Annotated in this window: 20 protein-coding genes and 1 tRNA gene; 9 read left to right on the top strand and 12 right to left on the bottom strand. The window is 69.5% G+C overall.

The genetic code is table 11. The features are described 5' to 3' along the window. The first annotated feature begins 188 nt into the window (after positions 1-188). The 3 genes from VSH64_RS21435 to VSH64_RS21425 all read left to right on the top strand — a co-directional run bounded on the left by VSH64_RS21435 (position 189) and on the right by VSH64_RS21425 (position 3,149). Positions 189-1,022: a helix-turn-helix transcriptional regulator gene (locus tag VSH64_RS21435; RefSeq protein ID WP_326837420.1), complete on the top strand. Its 834-nt coding sequence runs from the start codon at positions 189-191 to the stop codon at positions 1,020-1,022. A gap of 119 nt (positions 1,023-1,141) precedes the next feature. After that, positions 1,142-1,627: an ATP-binding protein gene (locus VSH64_RS21430; protein ID WP_326837419.1), complete on the top strand. Its 486-nt coding sequence runs from the start codon at positions 1,142-1,144 to the stop codon at positions 1,625-1,627. Positions 1,628-1,874: 247 nt separating this feature from the next. After that, positions 1,875-3,149, top strand: a complete 1,275-nt coding sequence (locus tag VSH64_RS21425; protein ID WP_407655658.1) for an AI-2E family transporter — start codon at positions 1,875-1,877, stop codon at positions 3,147-3,149. Positions 3,150-3,157: 8 nt separating this feature from the next. On the opposite strand, the gene VSH64_RS21420 is transcribed toward VSH64_RS21425, so the two are convergent. From VSH64_RS21420 to VSH64_RS21410, 3 genes are all read right to left on the bottom strand, one after another. Beyond that, positions 3,158-3,619 (bottom strand): DUF7144 family membrane protein, encoded by a 462-nt coding sequence (locus VSH64_RS21420; RefSeq protein WP_326837418.1) that lies wholly within the window; start codon positions 3,617-3,619, stop codon positions 3,158-3,160. 102 nt (positions 3,620-3,721) lie between these two features. After that, complete coding sequence (locus VSH64_RS21415) at positions 3,722-6,211, bottom strand: LuxR C-terminal-related transcriptional regulator (RefSeq protein ID WP_326837417.1); 2,490 nt, start codon at positions 6,209-6,211, stop codon at positions 3,722-3,724. Between the two features lie 111 nt (positions 6,212-6,322). Then, on the bottom strand, positions 6,323-9,010 hold the full coding sequence (locus VSH64_RS21410; protein WP_326837416.1) for a LuxR C-terminal-related transcriptional regulator: 2,688 nt from the start codon (positions 9,008-9,010) through the stop codon (positions 6,323-6,325). Positions 9,011-9,144: 134 nt separating this feature from the next. On the opposite strand from VSH64_RS21410, the gene VSH64_RS21405 reads away from it, so the two are divergent. The 5 genes from VSH64_RS21405 (at position 9,145) to VSH64_RS21385 (ending at position 11,622) form a co-directional block, all read left to right on the top strand. Continuing rightward, positions 9,145-9,357 (top strand): hypothetical protein, encoded by a 213-nt coding sequence (locus tag VSH64_RS21405; RefSeq protein WP_326837415.1) that lies wholly within the window; start codon positions 9,145-9,147, stop codon positions 9,355-9,357. 122 nt (positions 9,358-9,479) lie between these two features. Next, positions 9,480-9,617: a hypothetical protein gene (locus VSH64_RS21400; RefSeq protein ID WP_326837414.1), complete on the top strand. Its 138-nt coding sequence runs from the start codon at positions 9,480-9,482 to the stop codon at positions 9,615-9,617. A 645-nt stretch (positions 9,618-10,262) separates the two neighbouring features. Then, positions 10,263-10,336 (top strand) — tRNA-Ile (locus VSH64_RS21395). 133 nt (positions 10,337-10,469) lie between these two features. Next, on the top strand, positions 10,470-11,174 hold the full coding sequence (locus VSH64_RS21390; RefSeq protein ID WP_326837413.1) for a hypothetical protein: 705 nt from the start codon (positions 10,470-10,472) through the stop codon (positions 11,172-11,174). A 19-nt stretch (positions 11,175-11,193) separates the two neighbouring features. After that, the gene (locus VSH64_RS21385) at positions 11,194-11,622 is read left to right on the top strand and encodes a hypothetical protein (protein ID WP_326837412.1); all 429 of its coding nucleotides are present in this window, start codon (positions 11,194-11,196) and stop codon (positions 11,620-11,622) included. Between the two features lie 624 nt (positions 11,623-12,246). Here the strand turns inward: VSH64_RS21385 and VSH64_RS21380 are convergent. Continuing rightward, complete coding sequence (locus VSH64_RS21380; RefSeq protein WP_326837411.1) at positions 12,247-13,695, bottom strand: cation:dicarboxylate symporter family transporter; 1,449 nt, start codon at positions 13,693-13,695, stop codon at positions 12,247-12,249. A 563-nt stretch (positions 13,696-14,258) separates the two neighbouring features. Beyond that, entirely contained in the window at positions 14,259-15,869 is a 1,611-nt protein-coding gene (locus VSH64_RS21375; RefSeq protein WP_326837410.1) for a thiamine pyrophosphate-binding protein, read from the bottom strand. 142 nt (positions 15,870-16,011) lie between these two features. Between VSH64_RS21375 and VSH64_RS21370 the strand changes: the two genes are divergently transcribed. Beyond that, positions 16,012-17,022 carry a LysR substrate-binding domain-containing protein gene (locus VSH64_RS21370; RefSeq protein ID WP_326837409.1) on the top strand — a complete coding sequence of 337 codons (1,011 nt, stop codon included), beginning with the start codon at positions 16,012-16,014 and terminating at the stop codon, positions 17,020-17,022. Here the strand turns inward: VSH64_RS21370 and VSH64_RS21365 are convergent. From VSH64_RS21365 to VSH64_RS21335, 7 genes are all read right to left on the bottom strand, one after another. After that, positions 17,013-17,852: a 3-hydroxybutyryl-CoA dehydrogenase gene (locus tag VSH64_RS21365; RefSeq protein ID WP_326837999.1), complete on the bottom strand. Its 840-nt coding sequence runs from the start codon at positions 17,850-17,852 to the stop codon at positions 17,013-17,015. The genes VSH64_RS21370 and VSH64_RS21365 overlap by 10 nt on opposite strands. 40 nt (positions 17,853-17,892) lie before the next feature. Next, the gene (gene trxA, locus VSH64_RS21360) at positions 17,893-18,228 is read right to left on the bottom strand and encodes a thioredoxin (protein ID WP_326837408.1); all 336 of its coding nucleotides are present in this window, start codon (positions 18,226-18,228) and stop codon (positions 17,893-17,895) included. A gap of 48 nt (positions 18,229-18,276) precedes the next feature. Then, entirely contained in the window at positions 18,277-19,203 is a 927-nt protein-coding gene (gene trxB / locus VSH64_RS21355; RefSeq protein WP_326837407.1) for a thioredoxin-disulfide reductase, read from the bottom strand. A gap of 15 nt (positions 19,204-19,218) precedes the next feature. Continuing rightward, positions 19,219-20,424 (bottom strand): acyl-CoA dehydrogenase family protein, encoded by a 1,206-nt coding sequence (locus VSH64_RS21350; protein WP_326837406.1) that lies wholly within the window; start codon positions 20,422-20,424, stop codon positions 19,219-19,221. Positions 20,425-20,529: 105 nt separating this feature from the next. Further along, positions 20,530-20,778, bottom strand: a complete 249-nt coding sequence (locus VSH64_RS21345; RefSeq protein ID WP_326837405.1) for a NifU family protein — start codon at positions 20,776-20,778, stop codon at positions 20,530-20,532. Next, positions 20,775-21,377, bottom strand: a complete 603-nt coding sequence (locus VSH64_RS21340; protein ID WP_326837404.1) for a UGSC family (seleno)protein — start codon at positions 21,375-21,377, stop codon at positions 20,775-20,777. The genes VSH64_RS21345 and VSH64_RS21340 overlap by 4 nt, the downstream gene beginning before the upstream one ends. Positions 21,378-21,388: 11 nt before the next feature. Further along, positions 21,389-22,438, bottom strand: coding sequence for a hypothetical protein (locus VSH64_RS21335; RefSeq protein WP_326837403.1), 1,050 nt, complete (start codon positions 22,436-22,438; stop codon positions 21,389-21,391). Positions 22,439-22,696: the final 258 nt, after the last annotated feature.

The raw sequence follows: 22,696 nt of genomic DNA, 5'->3' as shown, positions 1-22,696 counted from the left end.
GTGTCCCCACGCCCATGAAGCCAGACCCAGGAGGGTGAAGAAGGGCTCAGCCAGGACTTGCCGTTCCTAGGATCGGCGTCACACGAGCGGCCCACGCGGGCAGCCCGGCGGGTACGGCCGGTCCACAGGGGACGGCTCGGCGCCCCGGCCGACGTACCCTCGTGACCAGGTGGAAAGGACCGGTGGCGATGACGGGCTCCGAGCTCGGCGAGTTCCTGCGGACGCGGCGCGCCCGCGTCGACGTCGCACAAGTCGGCCTCCCGGCCACGGCTCGCCGGCGCGTGCCGGGGCTGCGGCGCGAGGAAGTCGCCACGTTGGCCGGGCTGAGCGCCGACTACTACGCCCGCCTCGAACAGGGCCGCCAGCTCACGGCCTCGCCGGAGGTCCTCGACGCGCTCGCCCGCGTGTTCCGCCTCGACGAGGCCGAGCGCTCGCACCTGCGCCGCCTGTCCACGCGCCGCAGCGAGCCGCCCGACGTGCTCGCGCGCGGCGTCGGCCCCGGCATGCGGATCCTGCTCGACGAGCTGGGCCGCGTGCCCGCGATCCTGCTCGGCCGCTACACCGAGGTGCTCGCGGCCAACCGGATCGCGCGCCTGGTGTTCGCCGACTTCCCGGTGATGCCCGCGCGTGACCGCGTGGTGGTGCGGTGGCTGCTGTGCGACGAGAAGGCGCGGCCGCTGCACGACGACTGGGAGGGCATCGTCGAGGAGATGATCGGCATGCTGCGCCTCGCGGTCGGCCGTGATCCGGAGGACCTGCGGGCCCGGCGGCTGGTGGCCGAGCTGTCGGCGGCCAGCCCGCTGTTCCGCCGCGTGTGGGCCGACCACCGCGTGGAAGCGACGCCGCGCTCGGTGAAGCGGATGTTCCACCCCGTGGCCGGCGAGCTCACGTTCTACGTCGAGCACCTGGCCGTGCAGGGGGCCGGCGGGCAGAACCTTTTCACCTTCGTCCCGCGCCCCGGAACCGGCACCGCGGAAGCCGTCGAAGGGCTGCTGACCAGGGAACCCGCACCGGCGAGCTGATCCTCGCGGGCGCCGCGCACGCTACTCGGACGAGCACCCGAACCCGGTCCGGTGATTCATTCGTGACCCGATCGGGTAAGTCGTGAGGAAGTGTGACCGCGCAGCGGGAGGTGGTGGCGTTGACCGGTATCCGACACGCCGGCCGTCCGGGCACGTGGGTGCTGCCCTTGCACGGCACCACGGCCGCCACGGTACGGACGATGCGCAGATGGGTGGCCCAGCACCTCGACACCCTCGGTGACGAGCACCGCGACGACGTGCTGCTCGTGGCCACCGAACTGCTCGCCAACGCGCACGACCACGGCGACGGCCCCCGGCACCTGCAGCTGTGGCACAGTCTGCGCCCCTGCACCGTGCGGGTCGAGGTGGCCGACCGCAACCTCGTGCAGCCGACCATGGGCCTGTCGCGCCTGCCCGGTCCGCGCGGCCGCGGGCTCCTGCTCGTCGACCGCCTGTCGGTGACGTGGGGCGTGCTGCCGGAACCGGAGTCGCGGCGCAAGACGGTGTGGGCGCAGATCCCGTGCCTCGGCCGCTGTCCGCGGCCCGGCCGCGCGGGCGAGTGGACCACCGGCGGGGGCGGCGGATCGGGCGCGCTCGCGGGCTGAACCGTCCTCAGTGGACGGACGCGGTGGGTGACCTCGCCGGCACCGCGAGTCGTCCTGCGCGTCCCTGAGCGCGAGCGCCGGGACCGAAGGTCTCACCTGGCGCGGGTGAAGCGCGACCCGTGTGCGGACGGTGACCGTGTCCTCGGGACGCACGGGCCGCGTCCGCACCGGAGGGACATCGGGGAGCCGCCCGCCGTCGCGGGGCACCACCGCAGCACCCCAGCCCGGACGAGGGTGAGGTGGTCTCGTGAAGCTGCGCGGAAGAACCGGTGCCGGCAGACGCCGCCGCGGCGCTCCGGCGCCCGTCGCCACTTTCCCGCCCGGCAGCATGCTCCCGCGGGTGCTCGTGATCATGGTGGGCGCCGCGTCGGTCGTGATCACGCTCGCCGGCGTGCGGGCGATCGCGTTCATCGTGGGCCCGGTGTTCCTGGCGCTGGTCATCGTGGTCACCGCGAGCCCGGTGCAGGTGTGGCTGCTGCGCAAGGGCTGGCCGCGCTGGCTCACCACCGTCGCGCTCGTGATCGTGGTCTACCTCGTGATGGTGGGCCTGGTCTTCGTGGTGATCGTGTCGCTGGCGCGCCTGGCCACGCTGCTGCCGCAGTACGCCTCGCGCGTCACCGACCTGCTGAAGTCGGTCACGGACCAGCTCGCGCAGTTCGGAGTGGGTCAGCAACAGCTGCGGGAGGTGGCGTCCTCGCTGGACTTCAGCAAGCTCGCGGGCTTCGTGGGCTCGCTGCTCTCGGGTATCGGCGGCGTGCTGACCAATCTCGTGTTCCTGCTGGCGCTGCTGCTGTTCCTGAGCACCGAGGCCACGTGGGCCGATCAGCGCCTCGGCGCCATCGACGCCGAACGGCCGTGGCTCACCTCCGCGTTCCACCGCTTCGCCACCGGCACCCGCAGCTACATGCTGGTGACGACCGTGTTCGGCTTCATCGTGGCGGTGCTCGACACCGGCGCGCTGGCGCTCATCGGCATCCCGGTGCCGATCCTGTGGGGGCTGCTCGCGTTCGTGACCAACTACATCCCGAACGTGGGCTTCGTGCTCGGCGTGATCCCGCCCGCCCTGCTGGGCCTGCTCGACGGCGGCTGGCAGAAGCTGGTGATCGTCGTGGTGGTCTACTGCGCGCTCAACTTCGTGGTGCAGTCGCTGATCCAGCCGCGGTTCGTGGCCGGCTCGGTGGGCCTGTCGACGCTGGTGACCGTGCTGGCGCTGGTGTTCTGGTCGTGGCTGCTCGGGCCGGTGGGCGCGATCCTCGCGGTGCCGTTGACGTTGCTGATCAAGGCGTTGTTCGTGGACATCGACCCCACGGCCGGCTGGGCCGACGCGCTCATCGGCATGACCGGCAAACGCAACCGACCGCAGCCGGGGGCGGCCGAGACCGAGCCGAGCGCCGAGCCGGCCGCGGAACCCGCCACCGAACCCGCGGCCGAACCCGTGACCGAAGACAACGCCGCGGCCGAGGTGCAAACGCGCGCGGACACCGGTGCGGACCCCGGACAACCGGGGCCCGCACCGGCCTGACCGCCGTGTCAGATCTTCTGCATCTCCTTGCCGTGGACGGCGAGCGCGTAGATCACGAGCACGTCGACGCCGATGATGATGATCGACCACAGCGGGTACGCCGGCAGGAAGGCCAGGTTGACCAGCGCGCTCAGGCCGGCGAGGACGATGCCGGTGATCTGTGCGACGCGGTTGCCGGTGAACACGCCGATGCCGACCAGGATCAGCAGCGCGCCGAGTGCGAGGTGCACCCAGCCCCACGTGGTGTAGTTGACCGAGACGACGAGTCCCGTCTCGTCCACCACGAAGTAGCGGGTGTTGAGCAGCGCGACGAGCCCCTCGATCACCTGGAAGGCACCCAGCAGCATCATCATGGTCGCGGCGAACGCGACCCAGCCGGTCCAGCCGCTCGGCAGTGACTGGGAGTCAGGGTGGCGGCCGGTGGTTCCGCCGGCCTCGGTGTGCGGCGCTCGTGCTCCCGTGTCGGTCATGGTGAGAGTCCTCTCGTGTCCGCGGGATCCGTGCCCGTGGCGGGCTTGCTGGAAGCGTCGGACTCCGGCGCGGGTCCGGCCTCATCTGCCGCGGATGAAGCCTCACGCGAGACCGTGCTCGCGGGCGACGAGCACCGCGTCACGGCGGTTGGTCACGCCGAGCTTCACGTAGATCGCGCGCACGTGGGTTTTCACCGTGTTCACCGACACGGTGAGGTCGGCCGCGATCTCGTCGAGCGAGCGTTGCGACGGCAACCGCTGCAGCACCACCTGCTCACGCTCGGTGAGCCGGTCGTCCACGGGCGCGGGGTCGAAGCGGCGCAACCGGTCCCGGACGGAAGCCGCGAAGCCGTCGAGCCGGCCGAAGCCGCCCGAGTGGTCCACCAGCAGGTGGCGCACCGCCGGGTCGGCCAGCGCGAACGGCCGCACGAGGTCACCGCCGGCGGCCAGCCCCAGCGCGTGTTCCAGCGTCCGCAACGCTTCCGTGCGGCGCCCGGCGCGCAGGGCGAGCGCGGCTCCGGTGAGCTCGGCGTCCACGGGGGTGGTCGGCAGCAGCGCCGCGCGGCGGCTGCGCAGGGCGGCCGCGGCGTCGTCGGGCCGGTCGGCCGCGAGGTGCGTCCACGCCTGCATCAGGTCCAGCTCGCGCGTGTGGGGGAGGTGGTCGCGGGCCCACTGCAGCACTTCGTTGGCGTGCAACGCTTCGCCGAGGAACACGGCGGCGTGGTGTTCCAGCACGGCGACGAGCGCGGCGGGGGCGGCGGGCAGCTCGCCGAGTTCGTGGCGGGCGTGGCGCATGGTTTCGAGGCCGTCGCGGCGGTCCTCGCCGCCGAACTGAGGCGGGTTCTTGACCTGGGCCGAGTTCTTCACCTGCACGGTGGATCTGAACTGGGCGGCGCCGTCGAACAGCGCGGCGCCGCCGATGAACGCGCCCAGCGGTGTCGCCGCGTCGCGGGCTTCCCGACCGGCGGCCGCCGGGTCGAGCCGCAGCAGGTGGTCGCACGCGAGCACGAGCCGGCACACCGCCAGCCACGGCGAGCGCGGCCAGCCGTGCCGCGTGGCCAGCTCCACGGCTTCCTGGCACGCCGCGCGCGCCTCGTCCTGCGAGTCGCCGAAGCCGGCGGCCACGGCGAGGGCGGCGAGGCCGTGGAGCACGAGGTAGTCCTGGCCGTCGCGGCGCGCGGTGTCCACGGCGTCGCGCACGCGGGTGGTGGCGTCGCGCCAGGCGCCGCGGTAGAGCGAGGACCACGCGCGGTCCAGCTCGGCCCAGGTGCCCGGCTCGCTCGGCGCGGCGGCCCCGGAGCTGTCGGGCGGCCGGCCCTCGGCCAGCGCGTGGTGGCGCGCGAGCAGCGGTTCGGCGGACGGCTCGGCCGGCTCGCCGCTCTGGATCGCGGCGAGCGCCCGGGCGGCCGCGAGCCCGGGGTCGAGGTCCTCGCCCAGGTGCGCCAGGGTTTCGCGCACGGCCTGGTCGTCGCCGGCCAGCAGGCAGCCGACGGCGTGGGCGCGCAGCAGCTCGACGATGCCTTCGCGATCCAGGCCGGCCACGGCGTGTTCCAGGGCCTCGCCGATGCGCTCCTCGCCGGCGAACCAGCGCGCGGCCGTGGCGTGCAGCTCGCCCGCGAGGCCGGGGTAACGCAGGTCGAGGTCGGCCCGCAGGTACGAGCGCAGCAGCGGCTGCACGCGGTAGGAACCGCTCGGATCGTCGACGCGGGCGACCAGGAAGGTGTGCCGTTCGAGCTCGGCGAGCACCGCGCCGGCGTCCTCGCGCGCGGCCAGCTCACGGGCCAGCGCGGCGGGCACGGCGTCGCACACGCTGATGCGGCGCAGCAGCTCCGGCGCGCCTTCCGGCAGGCGCGCGAGCACTTCGTCGGCGAGGAAACCGGCCATCGAGCGGTCGTCGCCGTCGAGCTGGGTGAGGAAGGCGTCGACGTCGGCGACGGTCCGCAGCGAGACCGCGGCCCAGTGCACGGCCGCGGTCCAGCCGGCCGTGCGCTCGACCAGGCGGCGCACGTCGTCTTCGCTGCAGCGGACGCCGGTGGCCTGCAGCAGCTGCGCCGTCTCGCCGGTGGTGAACCGCAGGTCGTCGGCGCCGACGCGGGCGAGGTCGCCCTGCACCTGCAGGCGCGCGAGCTGCAGCTGCGGGTCCGAGCGCGCCGAGAGGGTGAGGCGCAGCCCGGCGGGCGGGGTGCGGATGAGGGTGGTCACGTCGTGCAGCGGGGCGGCGGCCACGATCTCCTGGAAGTCGTCGAGCACCAGCCGCACCGGAGCCGGCAGGGCGTCGAGCGCATCGACGAGCTCGGCGAGGAAATCCGCGCGGCTGCTGCCTTCCGGCGCCGCGACGGCGTGCACCCGGCTGTCCGCGGGCACGGTTTTCTCCAGCGCGCAGAGGATCGCGGACCAGAAGCGGTGCGGGTCGTTGTCTTCCGCGTCGAGGGAAACCCAGGCGACGGGCCGGTTCGCCGCCCACTCGGCCAGCAGCGTGGTCTTGCCGAACCCGGCCGGGGCGCACACGGCGGTGACCGGGCTGCCGGCGGCGGCGTCGAGGGCTTCGAGCAATCGTGGGCGCGTGACGAAATCCGGTGGCAGCAAGGGCATTGTCACCTTCGCGCCCGGCACCCGCCACCGGTTGGTGCTCGACCGGCCACCTCGACCCACGCTATTGACCGTAGGTCGTAACTGTGACAAAGGAAGGTCCGAATGTCCCAACTAGTTGTCCACGAGTCCACGCCGGACGGCCGAACGCACGGCTTCTCGCCGCGAACCGACGCCGAGCTTGCGGTACAGCGCACGCACGTGGGTCTTCACGGTGTTGGGCGAAACCATGAGGTCGCCGGCGATCTCGTCGAGCGAACGGATCGTGGGCAGCAGACGCAATACGGTGCGTTCCCGTTCGGTGAGCGCCACCGCGTCGGGCTGGCGGCCACGCAACGCCCGAGCCTGGCGCAGATCGGTGGTGAAACGGTGGCCGCCCGGCACGTCGAGCAGCGCCAGATCGAGCACCTCCGGCGCGGCCGTGACGAGCGGGCGCAGCACACCGAGGCGTTCGGCCGGGCCGAGCGCCTTCGCGACGGCGCGGCGCGCGCGAACCGCTTCTCCGCCGCGCACGGCGATTTCCGCTTCCAGCAGCCAGGCGGTGATCGGCGTCCAGGGCAGCAGCGGTTCGATCGCGCCGTCGAGCAAGGGGCGCAACAGGTTGCGGGCGTGGCCGTCGCGACCGAGCACGACCTGCGTGCCGGCGCGGATGAGCAGGATCTCGGCGGCCGTGGGGATCCGTTCGCGGGCCCAGGCCAGCACGTCCCGCGCGGTTTCGCCGCGGCCCAGGCGCGTGGCGGCGTCGTGCTCGCACACGGCCGCGAAGGCGACGACGCCGTCGGGCAGGGGAGCGGGGCCTTCGGCGAGGCGCGCGTCGGTCATGCGGCGCAGGCCGACCGACCGTTGCCCGCAGTCGAAGCGCGCGGTGCCGTCGAGGGTGGCGGTGAGCAGCGTGAGGCCGGCGTGGCCGAGGGTGTCGGTGGTGGCGAGCACGCGGGTCACGCGGTCGACCTGCGCGAGGCAGGCGAGGGCTTCGGCTCGCATCAGCGCGCCGCAGGCCAGGATCAGCGAGGTTTTCGCGCCGGCCGGGGTGTCGCGCCAGCCGTGGGTCTCGGCGAGCGTGTCGGCGTCCTCGGCCAGAGCGGCCATGGCCCGGAAATCGCCGGTGGCCGCGGCGACGCCGGCGAGCACGGTGAGGCACTGCTGTTCCAGGTGCGCGTGGCCGTGCGCGCGGGCGAAGGCCAGCGCCGACTCCACGGGCCGGCGCGCCTCGGCGGCGCGGCCGGCGGCGAGCAGCGCCTGGCCGGACTCGAGCAGCGTCATGGCGCTGAGCGCGGACCCCTGCTCGGCGACGTCCTCGGTCACGTCTTCTTCGAGGTACCCGGCGGCGTGGGCGAAGCGGGTGCCGACGAGGCCGCGCAGCGCGTGCAGCTCACGCGAAGGTTCGCGGGGCCACGCGCGTTCGGCCAGCGTGACCTGGGCGCGCGCGGCGCCGGGGCGGGCGGCGTCGAGGTGCTCGAGCGCGCCGGTGAGCGCGAGCCACGGGTCGTCGCCGACCACGTCGTCGCTGAGTGCGGCCCGCGCGCGGCGCAGCACGTCGTGCTCGCCGGCCAGCAGCAGGTCGAGCGCGTGGCGGCGCAGCAGGTCCGCCACGAGCGCGGAGTCGCCGGCCTCGAGCGCGTGGGTCACGGCGTCGCCGGCCTGGTGGCGGGCGCGCAGCCACTCGGCCGCGCGGCGGTGCAGCGCGGGCACCCGGCGCGGTGTGCGCAGCATCAGGTCGGTGAGCAGGTGGGCGCGCAGCAGCGTGTGCAGGCGGTAGATGCGGCGGCCGGCGCCGGTGCGGAACAGCATCGCCGTGCGGTGTTCCAGGCGCGCCAGCAGCTCGCCGGCGTCGACGCGGCCGGACAACGCCGTGGCCAGTGAGGCGGAAACTCTTTCGCAGACGCTGATTTCGCGCAGGAACTCCCGCTCCTCTTCGGACAGTGGCGCGAGGACCTCGTCCACCAGGTAGGCGCTCACGATCGGGTCGGTGCCGGTGAACTCCGCGCCGCCCTTGAGGGACTCGGCCGCGAGCCGCAGCCCGCTCGCCCAGCCCTCCGTGCGCGTCACGAGCCGGTCGACCTGCTCCGGCCCGATGTGCACGCGCTCGCCGGCGAGCAGGGCCGCGGCTTCGTCGGGGCGGAAGCGCAGGTGATCGGACCGCAGGTCGGCGAGGCGGCCGGACAGGCGCAGGCGGGCCAGGGGCAGCGGGGGGTCCCAGCGGGTGGACAGCACGAGCCGCAGGCCGCGGGGGCGCAGGCGGAGGAGCTGTTCGACGTCGCGGAGGGGCTCGGTGGCGACGAGCTCGTGGACGTCGTCGAGGACGAGGCGGACGGGTTCGGCCGGGAGGATTCCTTGGTTTCCGGGGTCTCGCGGATCTCTGGCGTCTCGGGCGGCTTCGGCGGCTTCGGCGTTTCTGGCGTCTTCGGTGTCGAGCGCGTCGATGAGGTCGGCGAAGAAACCCGGGCTGCTCGCGTCGAGGCGCTTCAGCTCGGGCACGGCCGGCACGAGCGCGTCGAGCACCCCGGACCGGAAGCGGCGCTCGTCGTTGTCGGCCGCGTCGAGCGAAAGCCACGCCGCCCCGCCCAGCCCGCCGGCCCGCACCCACTCCGCCAGCACCAACGTCTTCCCCGACCCCGCGGGCGCGCACACCATCGTCGCAGCCTCCGGCCCGGCCCGGTCCAGCGCGTTCAGCAGCCGCGGCCGCGACACGAACCCGTCCGGCAGCTCCGGCACAGTGCGCTTGCGCCTCGGCACATACGGCTTTTCCCGGTCTCCGTTGTGCTTCGCGCTGCCGCCATCGCGATTTTCGTTGTGGGACACCCTCTTCTCCCTCCGTCCCGCAGTGACCCACTGTCGCACGCCACCGGGGAGAACACGAGCTCATCCGGCACGGGCGAGGACGCCCCCACGCGCACGCGCGACCGTGGCGGCGAGGGTCGCTCAAGGAGGCTGAGGTGTCGCAGTCCAGCTACGTTTTCCGCGTCTCCGGCCGCCTGTCCGACCGGGCCGCAGACGCCGTCGGGGACTTCGGCGAGCTGGAAGTCGCCGCCGCGCCCCCGGAAACGATCATCTACTGCCCACTCACCGACGAAGAACGCCTGCACCGCCTGCTGAGCCTCTTCCGCGTCCTGGGCCTCGACGTCGTTTCCATGCACCAGGTCCCGTGATTTTCCCGCTGCGACGGCTTTTTCACTCGTGCTGGCGTTCGGGTGAGGTTTCCGGGGTGGGCTAACGCCCTGTGGTGAGGTGGCGACGTAACGGTTCTGCCGGCCACGAAGATCTTTTGTTCGTGGGTATCCGTTGTGCGCTCGGGATTTCGCTGAAAAGCCAGGGATATTTCAACGCGTTCGTGCTCGAAGCGGTGCAAGGTTATTACAGCGCCACGATTTTTCAGCCGCGCTTCGACGCGACGGGGCCCGACTTGTGATTGCGGTCTGGTTCGCGTATCCGGCTTGTGCGGGATCACTCCTTTGTGGGCCGAGCGGCTGCGCACGTCCGCAACAGCTCCGCGCCGCCCGGACCCGCCGCCGCCGACTGATCCCTCACGGCATCGCGTGACCCGCCGTCCTCCGGCGGCAGCCTCGCCACCCCATCTCGGCCACACCCGCCACCGCGCCCGCACCCCGTCATCGCGGCCGAGGCGACGGCCTCGGCGACAACTCATCCACCAACATCGCGTCCAGCCGATCCGACGCCCGCCGCAACCCCCGCAACACCGACCCCACCAGCAACCCTGCCGCGACCACCACGAGCACCCCGAGGCTGATCACCCCGGCGTGAGCCACCAACACGTCCCGATAATGGCGAGCAAGAAACCCGACAGCGATCCCGACAGCCAACACGTCCACCAGGGCCAACCAAACCACCCGCCCCGACGAACCCCGTGCGGCACCCATGCTCGACCCTCCCGAACGGGCTCACGGCGGCGACGTCCCCTGCAACCTAGACGACCCACCCCCCACCCCGACGCAACACAACCTGTTCGGCCTACTGCCCCGGCCCAGCCCGGCGCCTGTGATACTTTTGAACGAACTGGGGCTCATGTGCTAATGCAAACAAGGCCGCCAGCGAGGGGCCGGTAGCTCAGTTGGTTAGAGCAGGGGACTCATAATCCCTTGGCCGTCGGTTCGAGCCCGACCCGGCCCACTTTCAGCTCCTGACCATGCGGTTGACCTGCGGAACGACACCTTGAGTTGATCTTGTGGTCGACTATTGTCGACCAGTCAACAAGCAGCACGGCGCTTGAAGTCCAATGGATTATCCGGGTGCGACTGATTTCATGACCGCCGCCGAGGCACCTGAGGTGGTGCTGGAACCCGAGGGCAACCGAGAGCTCGTCGGCGACTGGGGAATGCATCTGAGGGCACAACCAGGCAGCCCCGACACATGGCCTGGCGGCCTGCCGCCAGCTCAAGCGACAACGACGACGGTGCCTGCGCTGGTGCGCAACACCGGTTCGACGGTGAAGCTTGGGAGAAGAGTGGGCTGGTCTGCTCAGGGGCTCCGTCGGTCTTCGATGTCGGCAATGCGATGTCCGAGGGAACGCTCGACGACGGCGGGGCGGGAACACCGGACAACTACACTGCCGGTGGACACGGAGTCAGGGTGCAGCCCCACAGCGACGGCGGATGGGAGTGACCCCGCGACGATCCGCAACTTCAACAACGTCCTCAACCAAGGAATGCATGACGTGATCGCTCACGGAACCAGGGATGGCTTCATCGAGATCGATGGCGAGACAGTGAATGGCGGGCAGCTGGCGGATGCACTGAGGGCGAACCCCGACTACCAGGAAGGGCAGCCGTGCTGCCTTGTCGTGTGCCACACTGGTGTGTCCGGCGTTGGCCGGCGACTGTCGGACGAACTCGGAGTTCCGGTCATTGCGCCCAATGAACGGGTTGGCACAGACTGGGAACTCGGCCCAGGGCAAGAGTCGACGGTTTTTGGTGAGGCCGGCCGGATGCAGCTCTACCCGAGAGGATGAACGTGTGAGCCTCAGGAGGGTGGGCTTCTTCGCGGAGCTCGAAGAGCGCCGGCCGGATGTGTTCCGGGGGAGTGTATTCGAGGTGATCTCCAGAAACCGGGATCCCCATGAGAGTAATCTGGTCGCGTACCTTCAAGGCGGGCGCTATTTGATGTACATCATGGAGGGTACGCGTGATGTCATCGCCAACGATGGGTCAGGTGTTTCGGGCGGCTCGTCGCTGATGACCGACGGAATCTGGGTGTGGCGACTCGATCTCCCCTACCTGGTCAAGAAGCATCATCTGGAACTTGACCCAGAGTTCGTCTGGCACGCGGCTGGGAACAGATACGTCGTACCCGAAATCCCAGATGAGCGAATGGCCCAGTTGGCTCCCGGGGCGGCCTGGGAGATTTACGGGATGCGAAAGCTTCGTTTTGAATCCGGCGGGGTTCGCGTTGTCGAGTAGCGAAAATGGGAAAACTTCATGGACGAAATCGAGCGGTGTTTATCAGCGACCCAAGGATATGATCTCCCGCTGGGTTTCTGCTAAGAAAATCGTGGTGACCCCCCAGGACATCATTGAGATCTCACCCTTCCACAACACGGAAGCGCCCGTAGTCCCGGAGAATCCGCCGGGCGATCTTGCGCGACCGTGACCTGAAACCTGGCCAGATCCGCCCGAGACGATGGGCCGGTAGGCGGCAAGAGCGGCCCAGTAATCGACCGTCACTTGCCGCCGGCTGAGCCGCGGCGGCGGTTCTTCGAGCTTCGGTAGGCCAACTGCTGGAAGTGAGCGGTTTTGGCGGCCTCCGCTCGACGCCTCCGCGTAGTCTCGTCCAGGACGCCATCGGGGTCCACCTGCCGTTCGAACCGGTCCAACGCTGCCCGGCGCGCTGGGGCTGTCCGTTCGGCTCGGTCAGTGGTGCGTGACCAAGAGACGTACGCTGCGATTCGAGCTCGCATGGTGCGCTGGGCAGGCGTCAGGCCCGCTCGTTCTGGCTGATGATCATTCATGACGCTCCCTCGATGACTCGACGATCAGCACGCCACCAGGCCCGCCGAGGTGCTCGATGACGTAGTTCCGCACGGCTCAGCCGATCATCGAGCTGTGGTCCGGCGGTCGCGACGTTTCGCCGGCCGGCCGGCCGGCCGGGACTCGGTGCGGTTCTGGTTCGTCGTCCTGCTCGATCCGGTCCCGCACGAGGCTGGGGTCGTCGAGGGCGGCGCGGAAGCGTGCCTCGTCGCGTTCGCCCAGCCAGCGGGCGACGACCATGACGGCGACGGCGTTGCCGATCGCGTTGGTCAGTGAGCGGCCCTCGCTCATGATCCGGTCGATGCCGACGAGCAGTGCGAGGCCGATGGTGAGCACCGGGGCCGGGAAGAAGTCCGGCCCGAACGCCTGCAGGGAGGCGGCGAGCGTGACGAGGCCGGCGCCGGTCACGCCGGCGGCGCCTTTCGAGGTGAGCAGCATCAGCAAGACGAGCCCGATCTGCGCACCGATCGGCAGTTCCACACCTCCGGCTTGCGCGACGAAGAGAGCGCCCATCGTCAGGTAGATGCAGGTGCCGTCCAAGTTGAACGCGTAGCCGGTCGGCAGGACCATGCTGACCACCGAGCGGCTGGCGCCGGCCGCCTCGAGTTTGCCCAGCAGGCGTGGCAACACGGTCTCCGACGTCGACGTGCCGACGATGATCAGGAGTTCGTCCTTGATCATGCGCAGGAACTTGAAGATGTTGAAGCCGCTCCACAAACAGACCGCGCCGAGCACGACCAACACGAAGAAGAGACAGGTGAGCCAGAAGGCGGCCATCAGCAGGCCCAGGTTGGCCAGAGTTCTGCCCCCGAACTGCGACACGGTGTAGGCCATCCCGCCGAACGCCGCGATCGGTGCCAGCCACATCAGGAGCCGGATGACCCCGAAGACGAGTTTGGTGATCAGTTCGACGCCGGCCACGACGCGCCTGCGAAGAGGGGCAGTGAGCATCGACGCCGCGATGGCGAACAGGATGGCCAGCACGATCACCCGGAGGATCTCGTTTTCGACGAAGGGCCCGAAGAGGCTTTTCGGCAACAGGCTGTCCTGGACGAAGTCCAGAAGCCCCGATTTCGTGTCGGCTGCGGACACGTCTTCCTGGACCGTCCGCAGCGTGCTCGGATCGGCGGCCCGAGTGGGGAAATCGGTGCCCGGCCTCACGATGTTGACCACGGCGAGGCCCAGCGTGAGCGCCACGAGCGTCATCGTGAGGAAGTAGCCGAGGGCCGTGGCGGCGAGTCTTCCCGCCGTGAGCAGGTTGCCGATCGAGGCGATCCCCACCACGATGGTGCAGAAGACGATGGGCGGCGCGACCACCTTGATGAGCTGGATGAAGCTGTCGGCGAGAAACCGCAGGTTCAGCCCGACTCCCGGGGCGACGAGGCCGACGATGACGCCGGCCGCCAAGGCGGTGAGAACCCAGAACCACAGCTGCACGTAGCATCGCCGTCGCCGAAGGGTGGTGGGTGCGGTCGCGGCTTCCGGTGGAGGGGCAGAAGAGGACATCATTGTCCTTTCGCTCGGTGGCCTTGGCTTTCGGGCCAGGTTCGGGCTGGGATCGCGCTGCGTGCGACGCGTGAGACTGGCGAGTGTCAGCATTCGACGCGATGATCAGAAAATTGCGCGAGGTGCGGGAGATTCTGTTTTCGCTTACTTCAGAGCGCAGCTGACGGATCGGCGCGGTCAGGATTCGGCGACATTTGCACTCGACTTCTTCAGGTGAGGGAAACGGTACTCCCGGCGGGCTCCGAAAAGAACCCTGATTCCCGAATTCGAATCCGAATCGCGTCATGCGGTGGTGAATAGCCACGCTCGCGGAGTCTTGCCCGAAGCATCGGCAGACGCCGATGGGGCCAGGAACATTTCCGCTCCGACCTGGGCGTCTTGCCGGAGGGCCCGCTGATTGTCGCGCGGGTGCGGACTCGCGTCAAGATCGACTCCGAGTCCGGCCGGCGTGAGCTGCCCGGAATTCGATCAACCCGCACCGCAGCGTCGCGGCACCGGTGCCTCCGGCCCGCGACCGCTGGGGGACTCGTCGGGTGAGTCAACGGAAGAACTGTGACCTCGGGTCAGTCGGCGATGTCCACCGTGGGATCCAGCCGGATGTCGATCACCAAGGGGCCGTCGAGGTTTGCCGTCAGGCTCGCGACCTCGTCCAGCTCCTCGAGCTTCCTCACGGAAATCGCGCGTGCGCCGAATCCCTGAGCCACGCCGCGGATGTCGGGCCAGGACATGAAGGAATGCGCGGGATCGATGCGGTAGGCGGCCAGCTTGTGGTACTCGGCACCGTACGCGCCGTCGTTGAACACCACGACGACAAGCGGGAGGTTCTCGCGCACCGCGGTGGCCAATTCCGCGGGACTCATCATGAAACCGCCGTCGCCGATGACACAGACGGTCGGCTCATCGGGACGAGCGAAAGACATGCCCACGGCCCCGGCCAAGCCTAGTCCGACCGCCCCGAAGGCACCCATCGCGGTGAACCCACGAGCCTCGGGAACGTGGAGGTAAGGCCATGCCGCGTGCACGAACCGGCCGCTGTCACTCACCACGTTCCGCCGAGCCGGCAACAGGCCGTCCAGGCGGATGGCGGCGGTGCGGATGTCGACGGTGTCACTGCCTGAAGCGTCGGCGAATTCCGCGCCGGGTTCGAAGGTGGACAGTCCGGTTTGGATCTTCCGCAGCCACGACCGATTCGGTTCATGACCACCCTGCTGCAACAGGGAAACCATCGCCCAGGCCACTTCCCGGACGTCGCCGACGACGGTGTCCGTGACGGCCGTGTACCAGCCGAACCGGCTCGGATCGTGATCGACCTGGACGATCTTCTTCCCGGCGAAGAGCTCCCCGCGCGCCGAGGTGTACACGTTGAGGCTCGCGCCGAACGCGATGACGCAGTCGGATTCGGCGAGTGCCGTGCCGGCCGGGCCGTGCGCGAGGTTGCCACAGATCCCCAGGTTGCTCGGGTGGCCGACGAACAAGTCCTTGGCTTGCACCGATGTCGCGAGGGGGGCCGCGAGAACCTCGGAAAGCGCGATCAGGGATTCGCGCGCGCCCGACACGACCGCTCCTCGGCCGGCGAGCACAACCGGCCGATTCGACGCGGCGATGAGGCCCAGCGCGGAGTCGAGTCGCTCTTCGCCGGGGATGACCGGTTCGTGCCGCGCAGGCGGGCGAACCGTCCGGAGATCTTCGACGTCCGACCGGAGGAGGTCGTGCGGCACGTTGAGAACGACCGGCTGACGGCCGGTCACGCTGTGCCGCAGCGCCCGCTCGAGGTCGCGGATGAGCGTCTCGGGACGGTACACGCGTTCATAGCCCGCGCCCGCCGCCGAAGCGAAAGCGGACAGTTCGAGCCGCTGGAAGTGTGTCGGCTCCGCGGGCGTATCACCGGTGAGCACCAGAATGGAGCTGCGATTTCGCACCGCCTCCACCAATGCGGTCATGGTGTTGGTCAGTCCGGGCCCGTGCGTCACCGTCGCGATCCCGACCCGGCCGGTCGCCCGTGACCAGCTGTCGGCCATGCCGACCGCCCCGCTCTCGTGCGCGGCGGCCACGAACTTTCCGCCCCGTTCCCGGAACTTCGCGACGTAGGCCATGTTCGCATCGCCCATCACGCCGAACATCGGCTGCACTTCCAGATCGATCAAGGCCGCGGCAAGGGCCTCATAGAGCTGCATGTCACTTCCTCGTGGGCTGCGAAGGTTCGCGAATGACGGATCAGCGCCCGGCTGCCGATCACCCGACCGTAACGGCCGCGCAGGTGCCCGTCCAAGACATCCGCGGTCTTGTCCCATATCCCGCGGATATGAGAGGTTTCCCATGTCCTCCACCGTGTTTCGGGTACCGGGATATCTTGTGAATATGTCGGATCCCGAGCTGCGGCTTCTTCGATACTTCGTCACGGTCGCGGAAGAGCGTCACTTCGGGCGAGCGGCTGAGCGCCTGCACATCGCGCAGCCACCGCTGAGCCAGCAGATCCGCAAGCTGGAGTACCAACTCGGTGTCGAACTCATCGATCGCTCCCGCCGGCCCATCGAACTCACCGACGCCGGCGAGGCGCTCTTCGCCGAGGCACGTCTGGCCCTCGTGCACAGCGAGCGCGCGTTCGCGGCGGCCCGCCGGGCAGCGACCGGGCACCTCGGCCACGTTCGGATCGGCGCCCTCCAAGCGGCGGTGAACGGCATGCTCTCGTTTGTCATGCGAGAGCATCGCCGTGAGTATCCCGACGTCAAGCTCGACGTGGCCGAGCTGGACACTCGTGAGCAGACGACGCAACTCGTCGAACACAAACTCGACATCGGTTTTCTCCGCGGCCCCATCGACGAACCCGCTCTCACCGTCGAGACCCTCATCGAAGATTCCCTGGCCGCGGTCGTGCCGGACGAGCACCCGCTCGGCAACCGGGACCTGATCGATCCCGCGAGCCTCGTTCACGAACCATTGATCCTCTGGACGCGAGCCGCCGGCGCCACGATGTTCGCCGATGTCGTCGAATTGTTCCGCAGCCACAATCTGCAGCTTCCAGTCGCGGAGGAATCCGCACGGGTCCAGACGATTCTCGCTCTCGTGGCAGCGGGCACCGGGATCGCGCTCCTGCCGACCTCCTTCGTCAACCTCGGTCGCCACGGCGTCCGTTTCATCCCGCTGCAAGAACCGCTTCCTTACCGGCCACTCTCACTCGCCTGGCGCACCGGCAACCAATCCCCGAGCCTCACCGGCTTCATCACCGTCACGCGGAAGACGACCGCCGACTATCGACGGGACTTGATCCGGCGACACCCCCAGCTCCGAACAGCGCGCACGGGAACCACTGAGACCGCTCACTCGTAGGTGTGGAAACCGCGGCCGTTCTTGCGACCGAGCAGGCCGGCCTCCACCATGCGGGCGAGCAACGGTGGCGGGGCGTACAGCGGCTCCTTGAACTCCTCGTACAGCGATTCGGCCACGGCTTTGGTGGTGTCGAGCCCGATCAGGTCCGCCAGGGCGAGCGGGCCTTGCGGATGCGCGGCTCCGCGGACCAGCGCTTCGTCGATGTCGTCGCGCGTGGCGAACCCGGACTCGAGCATCCGGATCGCCGCGAGGATGAAGGGGATCAGCAGGCCGTTCACCACGAACCCGGCCCTGTCCTTGGCCAGGATCGGGTGCTTCTTCAGCACGTCCCGGACGAACGCTTGAGCGGCTCGCGTCGTTTCCTCGCCGGTGAGCAGGCTCGGCACGAGCTCCACCAAGGGAAGTACCGGCACCGGGTTGAAGAAATGGATCCCGAGGACCTGAGCGGGCCGGTTCGTCACGGTGCCCAGCTTCATGATCGGGATCGACGAGGTGTTCGAGGCGAGGATGGCGCCGGGAGCCTCGACGATCTTGTCCAGCTGCGCGAACACCTGTGTCTTCGCTACCTCGCTCTCCAGGATCGCTTCGATCACGAGCGTGCGATCGGCGAGCTCGGCCAGGCCGTCGACCACCCGGATCCGTTCCAGCACGTTCGCGGCACTCGGGATCTTCCGGTTGCGTTCGGCCCGGTCGAGTGACGCCTCCAGTCGACGTCGCCCGGCATCCACCGCCCCGGAGCCGGATTCCGCGACCACCACGTCCAGCCCCGCTCGCGCGCAGACCTCGGCGATCCCGGCACCCATCAGTCCGCACCCGACCACACCGACCATTTCCACCGCTGGCCACCTCACTCTTCGCTCGGGAACAGGATCAGGACAGGACGGCCTCGAGCTCGTCCAGCAGCTCGGTTTTCGCCTTGGGGCCGACCATGCGCTGCACGGCGTCACCGTCGCGGAAGACGACCAGGGTCGGCAGCGACATCACGCGGAACTTCCTGGCGGACTCCGGGTTCGCGTCGACGTCGAGCTTGGCGACGGTGATCTTGTCGCCGTACTGCCCGGCGATTTCGTCGAGCACGGGGCTCAGCTTCTTGCACGGTCCGCACCAGGGTGCCCAGAAATCCACCAGGACGGGACCGGGGCTGTTCAGGACGCGCTCGGCGAAGGAATCGTCGGTGACGGTGACTACGGTGCTGTTCTCGGACATGGTTCATCTCCCGGAGAGGGTTGGCTGCGCCGCCGGTCGGCGGCGTGCTCATTCGGTGCCGGCGAGGTGGCGTTCGACGTCGAGCGCGGCGCTGCAGCCACTGCCGGCCGCGGTGATCGCCTGCCGGTAGGTGTGATCGACGAGGTCGCCGCAGGCGAACACGCCGGGCAGGTCGGTCCGCGTCGACCGGCCCTGCGTCACCACGTACCCGGCCTCGTCGAGGGCGACCTGGCCGCGGACCAGTTCACTGCGAGGCTCGTGGCCGATCGCGACGAACACCCCGCTCACGCGCAGGGTCGAGGGTTGCCCGGTGACCGCGTCGCGCAGCTGGAGACCGGTGACCTGCTCGTCGCCCGCGATGTCCTCGACCACCGAGTTCCACCGGAACCGGATCTTGTTCTCGGCGAGGGCCCGCTGCTGCATGATCTTGGAGGCCCGGAGCGTGTCGCGGCGGTGCACGACAGTCACGGTCTCGGCGAAGCGGGTCAGGAACATCGCCTCCGCCAGCGCCGAGTCGCCGCCGCCGACGACCGCGATGTCCTGGTCCCGGAAAAAGAACCCGTCGCAGGTCGCGCACCAGGAAACCCCGTACCCGGCGAGCCGGTCCTCGCCGGGAAGGCCCAGCCTGCGGTACACCGACCCCATGGCGAGCACGACGGTGCGGGCCCGCCACCGCCGCCCGCCGGCGGTGACCGTCTTGATCTCACCCGACAGATCGATCTCGGACACGTCCTGGGCGACCAGTTCGGCGCCGTACCGGCCCGCCTGCTTGCGCATGGTGTCCATGAGTTCGGGGCCCTGGATCCCCTCGGCGAAACCGGGGAAGTTCTCGACTTCCGTGGTCTGCATGAGCGCGCCGCCGTACTGACTGCCTTCGAACACCACGGGCGCGAGGTTCGCCCGTGCGGTGTAGATCGCCGCGGTGTAGCCGGCGGGGCCGCCTCCGACGACGATGACGTTGCGGACGGGTTCCATGATCGTTCTCCGGGTTCAGTGGAAGGCGCCGAGGCCGGTGAGGGCCTGGCCGACGACGAGGGTGTGGATTTCCCCGGTCCCTTCGTAGGTGAGGACCGATTCGAGGTTGGCCATGTGCCGCATCACCGGGTACTCGCCGGTGATGCCGTTGGCCCCCAGGATCGTGCGGGCCTCGCGGGCGACCTCCAGCGCGGCGGCGACGTTGTGACGCTTGCCGAAGCTGACCTGGTGCGGGTGCAGCCGGCCGGCGTCTTTGAGCCGGCCCAGGTGCAGCGCCAGCAGCAGCGAGTTGTTGACCTGAGTGGCCATCGAGACGAGCTTCTGCTGAGTGAGCTGGAACCCGGCGATCGGCCGACCGAACTGCGTTCGCGTGCCCGCGTAGTCCAGGGCCGCCTCGAAACACGCCCGGGCGGCGCCGGCCGCACCCCAGACGATGCCGAACCGCGCTTCGTTCAGGCAGGACAAGGGCCCGCGGAGCCCGACGGCCTCGGGCAGCACGGCATCGGCCGGCAGGCGGCAGTCCTGGAAGAGCAGTTCGGAAGTGGTCGAGGCGCGCAGCGACATCTTGTTCGCGACGTCTCGCGTGGTGAAGCCGGCGGTGCCGCGGGGCACCAGGAAGCCGCGGACGCCGTCCGAAGTCTTCGCCCACACGACGGCGATGTCGGCGATGCTGCCGTTGGTGATCCACATCTTGGCCCCGTTGAGGAGCCATTCGCCGTCCTCGAACCGCGCGGTGGTGATCATCGAGCTCGGGTCGCTGCCGGAGTCGGGCTCGGTCAAGCCGAAACAGCCGATCGCGGTTCCGCGCGCCATCTCGGGCAGCCAGCGTTGCTTCTGCGCTTCGCTGCCGTAGCTCCGGATCGCGAACATGGCCAGTGAGCCCTGTACCGAGACGAAGCTGCGCAGCCCCGAATCGCCGGCTTCGAGTTCGAGGCAGGCCAACCCGTAGGCCACCGCGCTGGTTTCGGCGCAGCCGTACCCGGACAGGTGCATTCCGAGCAAGCCCAGCTCACCGGCCGTGGCGGGAAAGCCCTCGGGCAGGTGACCGGCCGAGTAGGCGGCGGGGATCCGGTCGAGCAGGTCACGGCGCACGAGTTGCCGGACGGTGTCGCGGATGAGGCGTTCGTCGTCGGACAGCGACGCGTCGAGGTCGAGGAAGTCGTGGGGGTCCGGCTGCGCCCGCTGCCGGGTGTCGGCACGGGAGCTCGAGAGTGTGGTCACAGGAATCGTTTCTCCGGTCGGGGCTGGGTGGGGTGGAGGTACGGGCGGCGGCCGGGGCCCTGGGCACGCGGATCGCGTGACGCAGGTGCCCTGGCCGCCGTGCGCTCACTCGCTGCGCGGGTCGATCACCTCGACCGCCGGCTGCGCGGCGATGCTGTCGCGCAACACGGAGCCGACCACGTCACGCAGCTGCTGTGGGGCGACGATGCATTCCCAGCAGGTCTCTTCCCCGCCCACCAGCCGGAGCGTGACCTGATCCGAGGTCGCGTTCTCCACGGTCAGATCCGCACCGTCGGCCTGAAACCCTTGCCGCAGCCCGTCCAGGGCCTTTTCGACGTCTTCGCGGATGCTCATGCCGCGTCTCCGATCAGAACCGCGGCGACCGAGTCCACCAGCGCGAGGGCGCGGCGCTGCAACTCGTCGTCGCTCACGGCGGCGATCGGGTGCTCGACCTGCACGAACCTCAGGTCCGGACGCCCGAACGCGGCGCTGTGCGCGACCGCGGAGTTCATGAAGACCTGGGTGTGGATGGTGGCGGTGGGAATCCCGCGGGCTTCGAGATCGACGGTGTCCCGCACGCAGCCGGACGTGCACGACCCGCACGCGCCGACCCCGGTCACCACGAAGTCGTAGTCGCGGGAGAGCTCGTCGAGCAGCGACGGATCGGCCGGGCGCGAGTAGACGAGCTTGCGCGCCATGTCCATCGGCTGCACCCCGTACTTCTTCTCGAGCAGGTCGCCGACGTGGCGCAGCAGCGGTCCGGCGTTGCCCTTCGTGTTGTCCAGCAGCACACCGTGGGCGCCGGCGAGCGAAGCCAGGCGTTGCGCGGCGGCGCCGGCGGTCTCGACAGTGCGGGGGGCCGCGGTCGGATCGACCAAGCCGAGCGTTTCGACCAGGTACTGGGTCGCGCCGGCCTTCTGGTCGTTTCCGGTGTCGGCGATGACAGCAGACATGTGGTGACCTTTCATCCTTCGATCTTGCGAGTGACCGACCGGGTTCCCCAGCCGGGCAGATACGCCGAATGCCTTCCCGGACCACCGGCGACGAGGACGGTGATGTCATTCACGCGGCGGGTGACCGGAATGCGGGCATCGGGGTCGTCGCGATCGACCCAGCGCGGCCAGGTCGTGTAGTTCTGCGTTTTGCGGCCGTGGATTCCGCCGGCCTTGATCTCGCGATGACCGCGAGTGGCGTTCTGGAACAGGAAATGCTGCACGTCGGCCTTGGTCCAGCCGGCCGAGGCGATGATGCGGGCGTGTTCGGGGCAGAGCACCACGAAACTCTCGCCCTGGATGAAGATGTGATTCGACCCGAGGTTGGTCATCATGCTCGCGACGGTGGTGAGAATGTCGAACGGATTGTCCGCGGCCTGGTTGTTGATGTTCTGCGGGCCTTCCGCGCCGTAGAGGGTGACCGCGCTGTCCGTGGGGCGCAACCCGCGGTCGACGTGCAGGCCGGCCCACGGGGACTCCTCTTCGTTCTCCCCGATGCAGAAGGTGAACTTCCCGGGCTGCCCCAGCGTGGCCTTGTCCGCCTCACCGGGACGCGACCCGCCGATGTTCACCAGCGCGAGTTTCAGGGCGCGGCCCAGCGTCGCGTTCGCCCGCACACCCTGGCCGAACACGTTGGCGCCCGAGTTGATGCCCAGCTCGCTGCGGATCGGCCCGTGCACGACCAGCAGCGGCGAGGCCATGTGCGTCGAGCACTGGACGCCGCCGATGTTCATCGACGGTGCGGTCGCGGCCTCGATCGCCGCGATCAGCACCGGCATGTGCGCCGGCACGCAGCCGGCCATCACGGCGTTGGCGGCGATCTTTTCGGTCGTCGCGGCGCCACCCAGCGGGGCGATCTCGGCGATCACCTCGTCGGCGCCGCGCCCACTGCGCTCGACGAACTCCGCCACCCGGCGGGCGGTCGGCGGGATGACCGGCAGGCCGTCGGTCCAACCGGCGGCGACGTGCGTCTCGAACAGATCCATCGGGTCGGCTTCCCGACCCAGCATTTCCGTCGTCATTGTCTTCCTTTCTCGGGCGGCAGACCGCGCCCGGTCGCGATGATTCGATCGGCTCGAAATCGGGACCAGACAAGGGAAGGAGCACCCTGGGCGGACTCGATGCCGGTTATCGGCTATTGCCTTTCGGCGTCCCGTTATCCTAGAGTGGGATGCTAACAGCAGCCAGAAACGAGGGTCAACGATGATTCCAGAACCATTCGGAAGTCATTTTTGTATCACTGGAATTCACAAATGAATGAGCTGCCTGATTCGAATCCG

This window comes from Amycolatopsis rhabdoformis (assembly GCF_035918295.1).
In the GTDB taxonomy this organism is placed as follows: Bacteria; Actinomycetota; Actinomycetes; order Mycobacteriales; family Pseudonocardiaceae; genus Amycolatopsis; species Amycolatopsis rhabdoformis.
This window is presented reverse-complemented; position numbering and strand designations above follow the sequence as displayed.